Raw genomic sequence first — 13,791 nt, 5'->3', positions numbered from 1 at the left:
GTCGTACCCTCAGATGCTTTCGGATTTACGTTTGGCCCAGCTCGTACCCAGTTGCCGAACCTGCTCAACGCCCAGCACGCCGACGAAGCCCGCGGTGGCGAATGACCAGGCAATGCTTAAGCCGAACTCCTTCACGGTCAGGCCGACCACCATAACGATCAGGGCGCCGAGACTGGCCTCGATGAGCTTTCGCCACGGACTCGGCTCTTTGCCGTCGTACTGCACGCGCAGCCAGGTCAGGGCGAAGGTCAGCGTCATGGCGAGGCCGTTCTCTTTCAGGGCGAGCAGGACCAATGCCCAAAACGTCGGGTCTTTTTCGGGCATCTTCATGTCTCGTTGTCCCGGTGTCGGGCAGTTGAACAGGTCCGGCAATCCACGCCTTCCTCATCCGCTCGGAGCAAAGACGGGGGCATGGGTGCCAGATACGAAAAAGCCCCAGCGAATGCAGAGGCCTGAATAAAAAGGCCGTCAGGTGGCGGCCAAAGGAGCAGCGAGGGGAAATCTGCACATCCGGGAAAGCATCCACTCGGGTAGCTGCTTTCCTCGGTGGTACAAAAAAGCCCGCGGCATGTGCGCGGGCTTTTCCCATTGCAACCAGGCGTATTCAGCAGGGGGACAGACCGACACCGTCAGGGGCAGGCTTGGCCGAGGTCATCACGAAGTGGTTGCTGGATGCGCGCAGGTTACTTTTCAGGCCCTGTTCATCGGACTGACTGCCCGTTCGCCACATGGCCAGGGTCAGATCCAGTCGCTGCATGGCGACACCTTGCGGCTCGGACATGGCAGTCAGGTATCGCTCGACCATGCGGATCGGCTCAGCGATCGCGCCAATCGAGAAACAGGACAGGCAGGCGGCGAACGCCAACCCCAGGTACATCGTGAGTCGCTTCATCATTCGGTATTCCTCGTGGGCTGGCTTTTCTTCGGGCAATAAAAAACCCCGCAACGGTGGCGGGGTTTCTGGTGTCTCTCTCATAACGCGCAAGATCGACATGATGGGGTTAATTTACGGCCAGTCGGCCATCACGGTCAAGCGGCATCTAGAAAGATTTGTTCCTGATCGAAGATCTCGGTCGCGTGTATCACAGCGGCCTCTTCCAGCTGCTCAAGACGCTTGTGGATTCCCCCGCGCCAGTTACGACGGGTGCGCTCTGGCGAACCCTCAAGGTCCCAGGTGTTCATGTCGTAGAACTCGGCAGGCAACACGATCATGTCGGTGGAGCGCTTGTCGGTCTGGACTCCCTTGAGCTTCGGTATCGCCCAGGCAGTGAGCGCCTTATAGATGAACAGTTGTGGGGCCGGGGAAACCATACGAGCCACCAGGCGGCCGATGGCGGCGACCTTGTTGGCCTTGTGCGTGGAGTACTTGGCGACCAGCACATCCCACTGTGCCGGTTCAAGCTGGCGATGCAGGAGCGCATACAGGCAGCAGTCGTAATCGAACTTGTCGCGCACGGACAGCGAACTGCCCGTGCCGCCTTGGCGAAGGTCGGCGTCGATCAGCTTCTGCCATGACTGCTTGGTGCTGTTGTCGATGTTGTCGGCGGCCAGTACGCGCACCAAGGTGCCCATCACGTCTTTATAGATGCCCATCGCTCAATCCCCTGTGTAGTTCGATCCGCCGGCGCCGCGGCGGTTGTTCCGTTCGTATTGGTCCTGGGCCCCACCAACGGCCGGCGAACTGCTCAGTCGGTTCCGTGCTCGGCGGATCTCCAGCCCAAGCTGAATCACCAGGTCTTGCATTGGCAACGGCTCGAGCGTTTCGGAATGGACGAACCCAGACGAGTGACAGCCGATGCATTCAAGCTGATGAAACACGCCCTGTATGAGACCGGCGCCACAGCAGGATGGGCACTCGGTGAGCGGTATCAAGCAACGCACAAAGGCGGGGCCACTGCTCTTTTTCATCATTTTTAAACCTCGCCTATGGTTGATTCTTGAATGGCCTTGCAGGCCTTGTCCTGCGTGGCTTCCAGCGGATTACCGGAATCTTCAAATCTAAAGCCGGTCAATCCGTGAATGACTGCAAACCCTTTCTGATCTAGATGCGCGTGCCACTGCTCCAGCGCGTCACGCTTGCGAGCCATGACGTCGGACTGGATGTACACCTTCACGTTGTGGCCCATCGCGTGGTTGATCAGCAGCTCGCCAATGAGGTGGTCAACGCCGAGGTCTGCCCAGCCGGTGCGGGCCACCTTGCGCAGGTCGTGGCTGGTCCACTCGCCCTGCCCCAACCGACGGAACACGGCGCAACCCTGAGCCTCACCGAGTGCCTTGCCGTTGCGCGCCGGGAACAGGAACTGACCGTCATAGCCTCGGGCATACTGACCATCGCGGTACTTGATCAGCAGCGCACAGACCTGCTCGGTCAGTGGCAGGTGATGCTCGACGCCGGTCTTGGTGTGCTCGGCCGGGATGAACCACTCGCGCTCGGCCAGGCTGATGTGCGACCAACGCGCCATGCGGGTTTCGCCGATCCGCGTGCCGTGGCACAGCATCATCAGGGCCAGCATCGAATCCAGCGGCGCAGCGGCCATGACCTCAGCCAATTGCGCCAGCAGGCCCTCCAGTTGAACGCCGCGCAGACGAGCCGGTTTGATCCCGACCTTCGCCTTGGAGAAGTCGTTGAACTTGATCGCCGCCATTGGATTGGCAGTGATCAGGCCCAACTTGAAGGCCTGCCGGAAAGCCAGGGCCAGCAGCTGGAACACCGACCGCACATAGTCGATGGAGATGCTTTCTTGCAGCGGCCACATGAGCAGGTTGTCCAGCGCGGCCTTGTCGAGACTGATCAGCGGCAGGTCGCCAAGGCGCGGCGCCAGGTGGCATTTGATCATCGAGGCGCCGGTCTTCTTGCGCTTGGCCGACAGGTTGCGGTCACGCGACATGCGATCGGCGTACCAGTCCAGCAGCTCGCCGACGGTGTCCCACTTCGACAGACTCGCACCTTCACCGGCCGCCAGGCGCAAGCGGATCGACGGCAGCGCCGCAACCACCTGCGTGTGAAAGAGCTCTGGGTATTTGCCGATGGGGTTCCATTTGCCCTTGAGCACCAGGAACCACGAACCACCGGTGCGCGCCTTGTTGAATCGCAGATACAGGCCCTTGTTCTCAAGGTCGCGCAGGTCCTGCACAGTGCCCGCGGCCTGCCGTTTGATTTCGGCCTGGCTGATCTTCACGGCAGCGGTACTGGTCATGCCGGTACCGCCTTGGACTTCTGCCCTGTGGGAGCGAAACCGTCTCGCAGTGGCATCAGGTGCCGCGGCTCGTGGATACCAAAGCCAAGTTGCACGACTTCATCCTCAACAACCGCAACGAGACCGTCACCGACAAGCGTCCAGCAGGGGACATCATCGTGCCGGTACACCACGCCATTCGGCGCCACGTAACAGTCACCGCTCACTACGTACTCGCGAAGCTCGCACTGCTTGCCGATATTCTGTGTTAGCGAGTTGGCCCCAACGATGATTGCCAGATCACCCGGTTTGAATTGATGGGTCATGCGGCCACCACTGTGGGAGCGAGCCGAAGGTAGGCGCGGATCTGCTCCATCGCGTCGAAGTGCCCACGGCAGACCACCGCGAGGTAGCCCTGCTCATTCAGGCGCCGAATACAGGCCGCCTGGCTAGCCGACACGGCCGCAGGATCGATAGTGGCCTTGAATTCGATGTACAGGCCGAAGTAACCCCCGCGAGCCATTGGCAGAACTAGATCAGGAATACCCGCCTTCACGCCTTGCTGCTTCAACTTCAAGGCCACCAACTTGTGACGGTGACCGCCATTCGGAACGTGGTAGATCAGCTCGAACACTTGCGGATAACGCAGCTCGATCTCGGACAGCAACGCGGCTTGCTCCTGGCCTTCACGGTCGACTGACTTGGCGCGCACCGGCTTCTGCTTGAACTGCTTCATGGCGACCGGCGTCAGCAGAATGTCGTTCATGCCTTCTCTCCTGTGGTGATGTCGATTACTTCGAAAGTGCTAGGCCACATCAGGCTGCCGAACTTCTCGGCGGCCGAGTGATGCTCGAACAGCGCTACAGCGCGATCTGGTTTATCGGTGAGATCCCACTTGTAGGCGCAGCAATGCACTGCGTACCGGTACTCGGCCGGGTCAGTTGGTGCGAGATACGGGTTAGGCACGGGCACCTCCCAGCGTGGCGCGCAGTTGAGCAAGTGCGCCCTTGCCGATTTCCGGCGTCACCCTCGCTTCGGCCCGCGCCGGTAGCGCCTTGGGCATCGACTGAAGCGGCAGGCCGGCCAGCAATCGGCGAATGGTGATGGTGTAATTGCGATCGAACAGTTTCAGGCTGAGCGCCGTGTCCAGCTTGTTCAGGCTCTCGAACCCGCACTCCTTGGCGGTGTGCCACACCGCGTCATGCGACCACTTGCCTTGCCCAGCCATGCCCGGGTGCGCGTTACGGCAAGCCTCCCGGTGGGCGGCGGCAAGCGGGGGTAATCCCAGCATTTCGGGGGTTGGCTTGCACCATTCGATGAACTGGCCAGGGCTTGGAATGAAGTCGCCGGKCTGTTTGCGAACCTGGGTCATGCCGAAATCGATCTGACCCTGAGTGCAGACGCCTTCCTCGAGAAAGGCTTGAAACCATTGACGCTTCGACGCCTGGTAGGTTTCTTTGTCTGGCCACGCTTGGCGCCAGGCCGAGCGGATCGAGCGCAGCTCCTTGAACAGTTCGTTGATGGCCGTGACCAGTGTGTTGTTGGTTTCAGTGGCTACTGGTGAAGCGTCTTCGGCGGCGATGAACTCACCGGACTGGGCTTTGGTCCACAGGCCTTGGGCAATCACGGAAACGGCTTTCATGGCTTCACCCCGTTCTGCCATTCGGTGTCGGTATCGTCGAAGTCAGAGGCCGGAGCCTGTTTCGGCTTGATCGGCGTCACATTCGAAGCCGCTGCCCGTGCTTTGTCATTCGCAACCCACTTGACCAACATGCTCACCCACTCTGCCTGGGTGTTGACCTGGCGCTGAGGCTCGTAATGACCCGTGAATGCAACACGAACCTCTTCGGTGAACAGATCCAGTGACAGACCGCGATGGAGCGCATAGGTCTTCAGGGTCTTTTCGTCCGGCACCCAGTCGAGGGTCATTTCGCTGGGCATTCGAGGGTCAACCGACTCACGCGCAGAGAGAGGTTCTTTATTCTTCTCTAAATCTTCTTTAGGTAACGCACCGCTAACGTTCGCAGCGTTACTTTTACCGTTACCGGCCTTATGGTTTGCCACGCGCTTTGCCGTGAGAAGCCTGTTTTTAGCGGTCTTGCCGTTGTGACGGTCGAAGTGCGGCAGGCTGATCACACCCTCAGCCTCGATCATCCATGCCACTGATTTCATGTGTTCGCAAAAACCGGTAACGCCGACAAGACGATCCAGTAACTTTTTGCTAACGCTCGGAGCGTTACCTTTTTCGGTCTGCTGATCGAACCACCCCCACACGCGCATCAACTTGCCGACCACTGCGTCGGGATCGATATCGGCCAAGTCCGCGATCTGGCAGACCTCGGGCTTGTCCAGGGTGGTGAGTTCAAACTTGATCCAATCGCCGGCCATTACGCGGCCTCCTGCAGAAGTTCAGCAAGGCGGGTAAGGCCTTTCGGGGTGACCATTGGGTCGAATGCAGCTCGCTCGATGCCGGTTTCCGGATCAGGCTTCAGGGCTGTTACTTTGTGGGTCATGTGACCGGAGGAAATGCGCGGCTGATAGGCAACCCAGCGCTTGCAGCCGTGGCGGCGGAAGATCCACCGATGCTGCTCCAGCCATGCAAACAAACGTGCCGGAGCCATTCCAAGCTGCTTCGCTGCGTCTGAGATGCAGATGGCACCACCGGCAGCTGCGAGCCGATTGATGGCGGCGACCTTCGGGGCCTGAACAGAAATCAGACGCTGTAGCTCACCGTTCTTGTCTGCGAGATCGGCGGCAAGTCGGAGGGCTTCGGGAAGGGATTGCGGAATCGAGACAACCTGTCGTGACACGTTTTCTAGTTCGCTCAAACGTGTCACGACACGATGACGAAGCGGGATGCTGTAGCCGGTCAAAAGGGTTTCGGTCAGGATCCGGTCGAGGCGAAACTCGGCCGTGTAATCCCGTCCATCCTTGACCTCGTGGAGATGGCGCAGATCTGCGCCATCATCAGCCAGGGCCTTGCACATCACACGGATATCGCGAATGACATCCTTGTGTTGCTTGCCGGTGAGTTCGGCAATCTCCCGGCTCGACATGGTGACCGTATTGCTTGGAGCGACGATCGTGTTCATAATGGTCCCTCAAGTGTTTTGTGTTTTGAAGAAGCCGGGTTGCAGCCCGGTTTTTTTGTGCCTGCGATTCAGGCTGCCTTGAGCGACTCGCGCAGTACCTGCAGCGCTTCAATCGCTTCAAGAATTGCTTTCTCGCCCTGGGCTTTTTCGTGCTGGCTAATGTGGTTGTCCGCCGTGGCATCGAAGATCAAACGGCCTACGTCACCGCACTCAGCCGAAAGGTGACCGAGCGCTACCATCAGCGGCTTGGCGTTAGGTTTCTCGCGAGCAACCAGGTCGAACCCGAACGGATCAGCCAGCGCCGACAGAGGGCGCATGTCACCGGTGTGCAACAAGATCCCGAACAGATGTTCGATGGTCAGGTGGTGAGCGTCGTTATCCGGGTTTGAGCGTTGGAGCAGGCTCACATGCGGAACACCCATCTTGGCGCTCAGCGACTTAGCTTCGTTGTCCTTGACCGCGTCGTGGCAGGCCCGCAAGAACTTGTCCATTCGTAAAACCTCGTTTCTGTTTCCGTGGTGGCGTTATGCCAACCAGGAGATCATTCGTTCATCAACTGATCAGGGACGAGCCCATGACCATTTCTTCTTCCAGTCCCGAAACAGGGACCAGCGCCAATCTTGAAATCTGCAACCTGCCTACCTTCCCTGCCGTGCGGTCCCTAATGAGGGCCGTTGCTCATCGCTTGGGAGCGAAGGCAATCACGTTGCTGTCGAGCGGGATGTTGTCGCTTGCCGCCTTCTTGAGCCCCGGCATAGCCAGTCGCAAAATCTGCGAGGCCAGCTCGTCCGGGGTAATGCCGATCTCCGACGCCCATCGCGCCAGGTCTTCCGTGTCGCCCTTCCGTAAGTCAACTACTGCACTGGGCATGAATCCCTCCTCTGCGGCCTGCTCAGGCCCGCCTTTTCTCCAGCTCAAACGGCAGCTCTCCGAGCGTTCGCTTGACCTCAAGCGCGGCCTCGATGATTTCTCGGCTAAGCACGCTGTGTTGCAGCTTCATGTCGCGGGCAACGTCCTTCAGCTCCTGAAATACTTCATCATCAAGGCGCACCTTCACCTGGTGCTCGTGCCGGTGGGCTTTATCGTCGTAGGCCATAGGGTTACTTCCGCATTCGGTCTTGTATCGGGAGTCAGGGTTAAGCGGCGTGACTTGCATTTCGGGGACGCGCCGGAATCGGGCGGATTTCATTCGCCTCGATGCGACCGTTATCAAGCAGCGAGATTTCGATGTTTCTTCCCGACCTAACCATCTGGGAAATCGCGCTCTGATTAACCCCGAGAGCAGCAGCCAGCGCCGCTTGGGTGCCGTGCTTTTCGAGATATTCATTCAAAGGAATTTTTTTCATGGAATTTCCACGGTTCGGTATCTGCCATGGATAGTAGCAGTGCTACTTATCGCGAGCAACAAAATACTAGCACCGCTATTTGTGATTTAAGCAGCGGTGCTAATACTCTTATCGGTATGAATAAACGACGCCCTTTGACCCCCGAAGAAAGTGCTGAGAGCGCCAGGCTCAAGGCTATCTACGAAGAACGAAAATCTGCAGCAAAGGCATCTGGAAGAAGCCTTACACAGGCCGATGTTGCCGAGGCGTGCGGCTGGTCAGGGCAAAGCGCCTTTAGTCAGTACGCGACTGGCAAGGTGCCGCTGAATGTTGAGGCGCTGCTGAAGCTGGCGAAGGTCCTTGAATTCAATCCAGAGCAAGTCAGCCCACGCCTTCTCTCTCTTGTGAGTCTCAATTCGGCACCGAGTGATGCTGTTGTCGGCAGATCTGCCGAGCTCGTCCCAATGAGTATTTGGGATGAAAGCACACCGCTTGACGACGATGAGGTTGAGGTTCCGTACTTTGCTGAAGTCCAATTAGCCGCCGGAAGTGGTATGACACATGTTGTAGAGGTTCCAGGAAGGAAGCTGCGCTTCTCCAAATCAACGCTGCGTGAGGCTGGGGTCAACATCAATGACGCCATGTGTGCAAGGGTTCACGGCCGAAGCATGGAGAGGATGATTTTAGATGGGGCGGCGGTCGGCGTTGATCGTGGCCAAACAGACATCATTGATGGCGAAATTTATGCCTTTGACCACGAAGGCATGCTGCGAACTAAGTATCTCTACAAGCTCCCAGGCGGCAATGTTAGAGCTCGCAGCGAGAACCATGAGGAGTATCCGGACGAGATATTCACCGCGGAGCAAATGGCAGAAATCCGGATTCTAGGGCGCGTTTTCTGGTGGTCTACAGTCCGGCGAGCGCCTCGAAGGAGCTAGTACCAATTCCGGTGATCCGCAGGCTTTACCGCATTCGCGATAAGCCACGTCTGCCGGGATGGCCAATGGTGGCCGCGTGCCGCAAATGGTAGATTTGTGGCTAAATTTTGGAGGGATACCATGAAGCTAAAAAGCATTGGACTGTTCTTGCTTGCCGCCACAGCACTATCAGGTTGCGTTTCGCAGCCCGTGGAACCGCCGCCAAAAATTCTCCCTGTGCCTACATGCTCTTCAAAAGATCAGTGTGATGCAATGTGGACAAAAGCCATCGAAGAGGTTCAAAACCTTAGCGGGATGAAAGCTCAGATTGCGACAGACTCCTTTGTGCAAACGTTTAACGGAACTGGCAGCAGGCTAACCGGGACAGTAAAGCGAGTGCCTCAGCCTGATGGAACAACTGCTATCGAAGCGAGCTTTTCGTGCCGCTATACCTGCGGAAACCTACCTTATTCCGCACTGAATCTGTTTATTGTCAACGTCAACAGCGCAGGCGCGGGGTTCAAAAACTCCAAACCCGACGCTCGTGACAACCCAGCCATTGCGGAGGCGCCCATGACAAAAGAGGCGTACCAAAAGGCACAGATTCAAAAGCTTACTGATCTTAATCTTCCCTATGCGGAGTACCAGAAAAGGTACAAAAAGATTATGAGCGAATAACCGTTCATTTCAGAGCGAGCCCGCCGAGTGCGGGCTTTTTTACGCCTCAACAAAAATATATTAGCAGTGCTATTTACATCAAATAGCAGCAGTGCTACTTTTGCTTCGTCGCAACGCAGTCCCCACATCGGGACCAGCGAGCAGACAGGGTCAAGTGGCCTGCCGCTCTTTAACAGCCAGCGCAATAAACAACAGACCGCACTGCCTCTACCGGCGACCGGCGAGCAGACAGGCCCGAAAGCCTGCCAACGACAGGAACAACCTGGACGGCTGCTCGATGGTGAAACGCCTTAACCGAGTGAATGACCCGGCAAGCAATGCGCCCCGCCCCTCCGGCGGCAGTAGGACGGACAGCATCACTGAGCAGCCTTCTCGCGAGGGCTGCTTGGGATGACAACCGACAGGTAACAAACCATGAAGCACCCATCTGCAGTGTCCCTGCTCGAAAGCTGCGCCACCAACTACGAACGCAACGCGGTCATTCAGGAAAAGGAAGGACGGTACGACGACGCGTCAAACAGCAGGACGATCGCTGCCGATTACCGGCAGGCAATCGAAGCGCTCCAGGCTGAATAAGCATCACTGCTGCACCTTGGCGACAGGGTGCATCGGGATGTAACCCAACCCAGAGGAATCACCATGTTCGGCAAACTGTTTGGCAAGAAATCCGGCGAAGCCCGCCAGGCCCTGGCGGTGATGACTAACCGCGATCTGATGCAGGCTTCGGTCTACGGCGTGTTCTACGTCGCTTCCGCCGATGGCGACATCGAAAAGGACGAGCTGGAGAAGATCGAGAAGCTGATCAACAACTCCCCCGCCTTGAAAGGCTTCGGCGCCGAGCTGAGCAATACCATCGACCGCGCCAAGGCCGACTTCAACGACGGCGGCCCACGCATCATTCGCCAGAACGCCGAGAAGGAACTGAAGGACCTGGCCCACAGCGTCGATGACGCGGCCACGGTGCTGAACTTCATGCTGACCGTGGCCGAGGCTGATGGTGACATCGAGGACGCCGAAATGGTGGTGCTGGAGAAGGCCGCCAAGATCATGAACCTCAACCTCAAAGACTACCTGTAGTCATGTTCGCCAGGCTCAGCAACAAAGCGCGCTCGCTGGCTGCCTACGGGCTCGCCGGTGGGGTCGTCTTCGTCGACTCGGCCAGTCGCATCCTTTCAATGGTTGGCGACCTGGTACTGGTCGCGCTGCTCTTGATGGTGCTGATGGTCGGCAAGGCGAAAGACAAACCGTAGGCATCACTTCTGCCCATTCACTGAGTGGGCAGCGGGATGCGGACGAACACCCGGCAACGTGCCGGCCACCTGCATCGCAGATGAACCGCCGAGCGCGGGAATTGCCCATTCGTCCCCGGATACCTGATCGCGGCTGTAGAGCTGAAAGCGCGGCGAGGTGATAACGCCGGGAGCAGGAACGGTTCGCCTATCCTGCCATCTGCAACAACCCTTGAGAGCGGTGGCCACTGCCAACCCAGTGAGTGAACAAATGGAGGTTTGGCAGCCATGTAACCGACAGATATCGAAGCCCGCCCAATGGCGGCACCTGCGATCACGTAGGGAGGTCTTCGTGACGCAAACAAAAGCCCGGTTCCGATCGGGCTTTTTTACGCCTGCCTTTATCCGTCAGCACTCTCCCCTGCGCCCAACGGCAACCAGCAGGCGGCCGAGTGCTGACGAATACACGCAACCCACACCGAGGGATCAGCCATGCAAATGCACCCACTGATGCAAGCGCGAGTCGACGGCAACATTGCCCTGCACATACGCGCCACGGCGGCCACCGCCGAGTTCTACGCAATGATCGGCAAGGAAGCACCGGTAAGTGCGGTTCGCTTCCAGGTCGTCACCAAGGGCGACAACGCCTACCACGTCATTGAGCGCGCCACCGGCAAAGTGAAGGGTTTCCGCTTCACCTGGAAGGCAGCGATTAACCTGGCCCAAGTACTGGAAGCACGCGCTGACGGCAAGAAAGTGAACATCGATGGGTGGGATAAATGATCGGCGTACCAATGCCCAACCCGAGAGACTCGATCATCGAGGACCTCAACCGAAAGCTGGATCAGTTCTTCGGCTCTGGCAAGACAGCGCAGCAGATCGCCTCAGGCGTCAGCGCTGAAGCGCCCCACTTCGGCACCACGCCGCACAGCAACAAGCTGCGCGCCGAGCGGGACAAGATCGCGCCCAGGCTAAAGGAGTTGGCCGAGGCCGGCACGCCCGTCGCCAAGGCCGCCAGAGAGTGCGGCATGGAAGCCAAGCGCGCCCGCCTGATCGCCCGGGAAAACAACTTCAAGTTCGCCTCGTGAGGCGCATCAGCAACCAGGTGCGCCAGCGCCGACGACAGACATGGCTGGATCTACCGGCCCACGAAATTGAAGAGGCAGGCCATGGCCGAAGAACAGGAGCTGACGGCGGAAGCCAAGAAGCAGCTCAGGAAGCGCGAGAAGGCGGCAGCCAAGAACGCTGCGCTGGGCGTCGAGAAGTTTACGGTTGAGGTGGCCGGTGTGTTCAAGCCAGACCTCAAGCGGGTCATGGCCGCCCACGGAATAAACAATCAGCAAGAGGTTTACCAGCTGCTGCTGATGAACCTGATCGCCGCCGACTTTGAAGCCCAAGCCAAGATGCTTAGCTGTGTCACGACACCTTTTGTTGTTAGTGAAAAGGTGTCGCGACTCATCAGGGCGGCCGGCATGAAGTCGCTCGCCGACGACCCGCCAGAGTCTGACGACGAAATCGACATCCCGAAATAAACCCCTACCCACGATGTCGCATCCGGTCACGGAGGGCGGCGCCTACCCGAGGTAACCGCAATGCCTGTTCTCCACAGCATCATCCACAGGATCGACAAGAAACCCGACGGCAGCCCGGCCATTCTGCATTACGGTAACGCTGAGCTGGCCGAAAGCCAGGCTAGGGACGATCTGATGCACCAGCTCAACGAAAGCTACAACGCCAAGCAAGGTAAGGCCTGGGGCTTTTTCCACGCTGAATCTGGCGCCTTCCCTCTCAGTGGCTGGCTCAGTAAGTACATGGCCGGCACCGATAACTTTGTGAGTTTCAGCGGCGACGCCGTCGAGCATCTGACAAGGCTCATGGAAGAATCCAATCTGTCGATTGGCGGGAGCGCCCTCTTCTGCCACTACTTGCAAGGCATGACCGACTATTTGGTCATTGCTCTGCTGCAGGAAACCGAAGCGGTGATCATGACCGAAGGGCTGACACTGATGCCTATTCGACGCTTGGATCTCGATCACATCCATCTGGCCGCGCGGATCAACCTAAGTGAGTGGAAGAGCAATCCGGCATCACGCCAGTACATCTCGTTCATCAAGGGCAAGAACGGCCGAAAGGCAACCGATTACTTCCGCGACTTCATTGGCTGCCAGGAAGGTGTCGACGGCCCGGGCGAGACCCGCACCTTGCTCAAGGCGTTCAGCGACTTCATTGAAAGCGAAGATCTGGCTGAAGATTCTGCCCGCGAGAAGACCAACACGCTGGTCAGTTACGCGATGGCCCAGGCAAAGATGGGCGAGGCGATCACCCTCGACGAGTTGTCGGAACTGATCGATGAAGATCAGCCGAAAAACTTCGCAGACTTCATCCAGGCCAAAGACTACGGGCTTTCCGCCTCTCTGCCGCCGGACAAGAAGACCCTCAACAAATTCCGGCGCTTCACTGGTCGCATCGATGGTTTGTCGATCAGCTTCGAACAGCACCTGCTTGGTTCGAAGATCGAGTTCGACGAAGCCGGCGGAACGCTGACGCTTCGCAGCCTGCCGACCCAGCTAACCGAGCAACTCAAGCGCGCAGCCGCCTAAAGGACACTGTAACGCCGCACTTCCAGCAGAGGGCGGCGCCTGACTGGAGACAACCCATGCAAGCAGTCATCTATGCGGGCCTGCGTAATGGCGCCCGAGATCAGCAGATCCACGATGCGCTCATTTACAAGCACGTTGCCGAGGTCGCACAGGACTTCAAACTCTCGCCGAATACCATTCGGGCTGCCGCAAAGCGCATTCAAAAAGCTGTTGTGTTTGAACTCAGTCTGCTAGGGGGGGGGGGGGCAGCCAATGCCGATCGGCAAAGTCGCGGCTGACTGCTTCCGCAAGGCCGCCCTCGGCGCGTACCGCAACTATCACGGCACCTTCCGCAATCTTGAGCTGTCCTGCTGGGTGATCACCGACGGCATCCAGAAAATCGAGGTAACTGAGCTTCGCAAGATCGATACCGGCGAAGCATCTCTGTAGTCAACTTCGAATCACCTACAACTCCATCGAATCACGCCAGTCGGCGAGGATCAGCCATGCTCATAGAACATCCAACGGCCTCCCGCGACGAGCGACTGGTCACCCTCCCAATGTGGATCATCGAGGCCGTGCGCGCAGAGGTTAGACTCGAGCTGCACGTCTGGTCAGAGATGGCGCGGCACGTTGAAGAGTCGCTGGCCAGTGGCGAACAGGCACTGCCCTGCGACGTGAAGCTGCCGCCGGCCTCGCTGTTCCGCAAAGGCACCAAGGCAAGCACGCTGATGCTTGGCATTCAGCAGCGACTGACCTTCCCTGCGCACGCTCGTGAATTCGAGAAAATCTGAG

General features: G+C 58.3%; 26 protein-coding genes. 13 read left to right on the top strand and 13 right to left on the bottom strand.

Features of this window, described 5'->3' with window-relative positions; all coding sequences use genetic code 11:
- Positions 1 to 9: 9 nt before the first annotated feature.
- The 4 genes from AC1DU9_RS04555 to AC1DU9_RS04540 all read right to left on the bottom strand — a co-directional run bounded on the left by AC1DU9_RS04555 (position 10) and on the right by AC1DU9_RS04540 (position 3,197).
- On the bottom strand, positions 10 to 330 hold the full coding sequence (locus tag AC1DU9_RS04555; protein WP_477809793.1) for a phage holin, lambda family: 321 nt from the start codon (positions 328 to 330) through the stop codon (positions 10 to 12).
- A gap of 274 nt (positions 331 to 604) precedes the next feature.
- Positions 605 to 895 carry a hypothetical protein gene (locus AC1DU9_RS04550; RefSeq protein ID WP_477809792.1) on the bottom strand — a complete coding sequence of 97 codons (291 nt, stop codon included), beginning with the start codon at positions 893 to 895 and terminating at the stop codon, positions 605 to 607.
- Positions 896 to 1,029: 134 nt separating this feature from the next.
- On the bottom strand, positions 1,030 to 1,593 hold the full coding sequence (locus AC1DU9_RS04545) for a hypothetical protein (protein ID WP_477809791.1): 564 nt from the start codon (positions 1,591 to 1,593) through the stop codon (positions 1,030 to 1,032).
- Positions 1,594 to 1,913: 320 nt separating this feature from the next.
- Positions 1,914 to 3,197 (bottom strand): tyrosine-type recombinase/integrase, encoded by a 1,284-nt coding sequence (locus AC1DU9_RS04540; protein WP_477809790.1) that lies wholly within the window; start codon positions 3,195 to 3,197, stop codon positions 1,914 to 1,916.
- Between the two features lie 71 nt (positions 3,198 to 3,268).
- Between AC1DU9_RS04540 and AC1DU9_RS04535 the strand changes: the two genes are divergently transcribed.
- Entirely contained in the window at positions 3,269 to 3,448 is a 180-nt protein-coding gene (locus AC1DU9_RS04535; RefSeq protein ID WP_477809789.1) for a hypothetical protein, read from the top strand.
- A 50-nt stretch (positions 3,449 to 3,498) separates the two neighbouring features.
- Here AC1DU9_RS04535 and AC1DU9_RS04530 read toward each other — a convergent pair whose 3' ends face one another.
- The 9 genes from AC1DU9_RS04530 to AC1DU9_RS04490 form a co-directional block, all read right to left on the bottom strand.
- Positions 3,499 to 3,942: a VRR-NUC domain-containing protein gene (locus tag AC1DU9_RS04530; protein ID WP_477809788.1), complete on the bottom strand. Its 444-nt coding sequence runs from the start codon at positions 3,940 to 3,942 to the stop codon at positions 3,499 to 3,501.
- On the bottom strand, positions 3,939 to 4,142 hold the full coding sequence (locus AC1DU9_RS04525; RefSeq protein WP_442072278.1) for a hypothetical protein: 204 nt from the start codon (positions 4,140 to 4,142) through the stop codon (positions 3,939 to 3,941). Before AC1DU9_RS04525 ends, AC1DU9_RS04530 begins: the two co-directional genes overlap by 4 nt.
- The gene (locus tag AC1DU9_RS04520) at positions 4,135 to 4,818 is read right to left on the bottom strand and encodes a replication protein P (RefSeq protein WP_477809787.1); all 684 of its coding nucleotides are present in this window, start codon (positions 4,816 to 4,818) and stop codon (positions 4,135 to 4,137) included. The genes AC1DU9_RS04525 and AC1DU9_RS04520 overlap by 8 nt, the downstream gene beginning before the upstream one ends.
- Positions 4,815 to 5,564 carry a DnaT-like ssDNA-binding domain-containing protein gene (locus tag AC1DU9_RS04515; protein ID WP_477809786.1) on the bottom strand — a complete coding sequence of 250 codons (750 nt, stop codon included), beginning with the start codon at positions 5,562 to 5,564 and terminating at the stop codon, positions 4,815 to 4,817. Before AC1DU9_RS04515 ends, AC1DU9_RS04520 begins: the two co-directional genes overlap by 4 nt.
- Entirely contained in the window at positions 5,564 to 6,268 is a 705-nt protein-coding gene (locus AC1DU9_RS04510; protein ID WP_477809785.1) for a phage antirepressor KilAC domain-containing protein, read from the bottom strand. Before AC1DU9_RS04510 ends, AC1DU9_RS04515 begins: the two co-directional genes overlap by 1 nt.
- Positions 6,269 to 6,336: 68 nt before the next feature.
- Positions 6,337 to 6,759, bottom strand: a complete 423-nt coding sequence (locus tag AC1DU9_RS04505) for a phage regulatory CII family protein (RefSeq protein ID WP_477809784.1) — start codon at positions 6,757 to 6,759, stop codon at positions 6,337 to 6,339.
- 187 nt (positions 6,760 to 6,946) lie between these two features.
- On the bottom strand, positions 6,947 to 7,138 hold the full coding sequence (locus AC1DU9_RS04500; RefSeq protein ID WP_477809783.1) for a hypothetical protein: 192 nt from the start codon (positions 7,136 to 7,138) through the stop codon (positions 6,947 to 6,949).
- A 22-nt stretch (positions 7,139 to 7,160) separates the two neighbouring features.
- Positions 7,161 to 7,364 (bottom strand): hypothetical protein, encoded by a 204-nt coding sequence (locus AC1DU9_RS04495; protein WP_020799051.1) that lies wholly within the window; start codon positions 7,362 to 7,364, stop codon positions 7,161 to 7,163.
- A 40-nt stretch (positions 7,365 to 7,404) separates the two neighbouring features.
- Positions 7,405 to 7,614: a Cro/CI family transcriptional regulator gene (locus AC1DU9_RS04490; RefSeq protein ID WP_477809782.1), complete on the bottom strand. Its 210-nt coding sequence runs from the start codon at positions 7,612 to 7,614 to the stop codon at positions 7,405 to 7,407.
- A 26-nt stretch (positions 7,615 to 7,640) separates the two neighbouring features.
- Between AC1DU9_RS04490 and AC1DU9_RS04485 the strand changes: the two genes are divergently transcribed.
- The 12 genes from AC1DU9_RS04485 (at position 7,641) to AC1DU9_RS04430 (ending at position 13,790) form a co-directional block, all read left to right on the top strand.
- Positions 7,641 to 8,531 carry a LexA family transcriptional regulator gene (locus tag AC1DU9_RS04485; protein WP_477809781.1) on the top strand — a complete coding sequence of 297 codons (891 nt, stop codon included), beginning with the start codon at positions 7,641 to 7,643 and terminating at the stop codon, positions 8,529 to 8,531.
- 120 nt (positions 8,532 to 8,651) lie between these two features.
- Positions 8,652 to 9,188 carry a hypothetical protein gene (locus AC1DU9_RS04480; protein WP_477809780.1) on the top strand — a complete coding sequence of 179 codons (537 nt, stop codon included), beginning with the start codon at positions 8,652 to 8,654 and terminating at the stop codon, positions 9,186 to 9,188.
- A gap of 414 nt (positions 9,189 to 9,602) precedes the next feature.
- Positions 9,603 to 9,764, top strand: a complete 162-nt coding sequence (locus AC1DU9_RS04475) for a hypothetical protein (RefSeq protein WP_477809779.1) — start codon at positions 9,603 to 9,605, stop codon at positions 9,762 to 9,764.
- Positions 9,765 to 9,827: 63 nt separating this feature from the next.
- The gene (locus AC1DU9_RS04470; RefSeq protein ID WP_150727729.1) at positions 9,828 to 10,265 is read left to right on the top strand and encodes a tellurite resistance TerB family protein; all 438 of its coding nucleotides are present in this window, start codon (positions 9,828 to 9,830) and stop codon (positions 10,263 to 10,265) included.
- 2 nt (positions 10,266 to 10,267) lie between these two features.
- Positions 10,268 to 10,438 carry a hypothetical protein gene (locus AC1DU9_RS04465; protein WP_458944597.1) on the top strand — a complete coding sequence of 57 codons (171 nt, stop codon included), beginning with the start codon at positions 10,268 to 10,270 and terminating at the stop codon, positions 10,436 to 10,438.
- 471 nt (positions 10,439 to 10,909) lie between these two features.
- On the top strand, positions 10,910 to 11,200 hold the full coding sequence (locus AC1DU9_RS04460; protein WP_477809778.1) for a hypothetical protein: 291 nt from the start codon (positions 10,910 to 10,912) through the stop codon (positions 11,198 to 11,200).
- Positions 11,197 to 11,505, top strand: a complete 309-nt coding sequence (locus tag AC1DU9_RS04455) for a hypothetical protein (RefSeq protein WP_150727730.1) — start codon at positions 11,197 to 11,199, stop codon at positions 11,503 to 11,505. Before AC1DU9_RS04460 ends, AC1DU9_RS04455 begins: the two co-directional genes overlap by 4 nt.
- 81 nt (positions 11,506 to 11,586) lie before the next feature.
- A complete protein-coding gene (locus AC1DU9_RS04450; protein WP_477809777.1) occupies positions 11,587 to 11,949 on the top strand; it encodes a hypothetical protein in 363 nt (120 codons plus the stop codon).
- Between the two features lie 60 nt (positions 11,950 to 12,009).
- Positions 12,010 to 13,017 (top strand): nucleoid-associated protein YejK, encoded by a 1,008-nt coding sequence (gene yejK, locus AC1DU9_RS04445; protein WP_477809776.1) that lies wholly within the window; start codon positions 12,010 to 12,012, stop codon positions 13,015 to 13,017.
- 56 nt (positions 13,018 to 13,073) lie between these two features.
- On the top strand, positions 13,074 to 13,295 hold the full coding sequence (locus AC1DU9_RS04440; RefSeq protein WP_477809775.1) for a hypothetical protein: 222 nt from the start codon (positions 13,074 to 13,076) through the stop codon (positions 13,293 to 13,295).
- Complete coding sequence (locus AC1DU9_RS04435; RefSeq protein WP_477809774.1) at positions 13,270 to 13,446, top strand: hypothetical protein; 177 nt, start codon at positions 13,270 to 13,272, stop codon at positions 13,444 to 13,446. Before AC1DU9_RS04440 ends, AC1DU9_RS04435 begins: the two co-directional genes overlap by 26 nt.
- 56 nt (positions 13,447 to 13,502) lie before the next feature.
- Positions 13,503 to 13,790 (top strand): hypothetical protein, encoded by a 288-nt coding sequence (locus AC1DU9_RS04430; RefSeq protein WP_477809773.1) that lies wholly within the window; start codon positions 13,503 to 13,505, stop codon positions 13,788 to 13,790.
- The last annotated feature ends 1 nt before the right edge of the window (position 13,791 follow it).

The sequence above is a fragment of the Pseudomonas sp. P4_C1 genome (genome assembly GCF_056402155.1).
The sequence above is the reverse complement of the archived record's forward strand: the minus strand, read 5'-3'. Positions and strand labels throughout refer to the sequence as shown.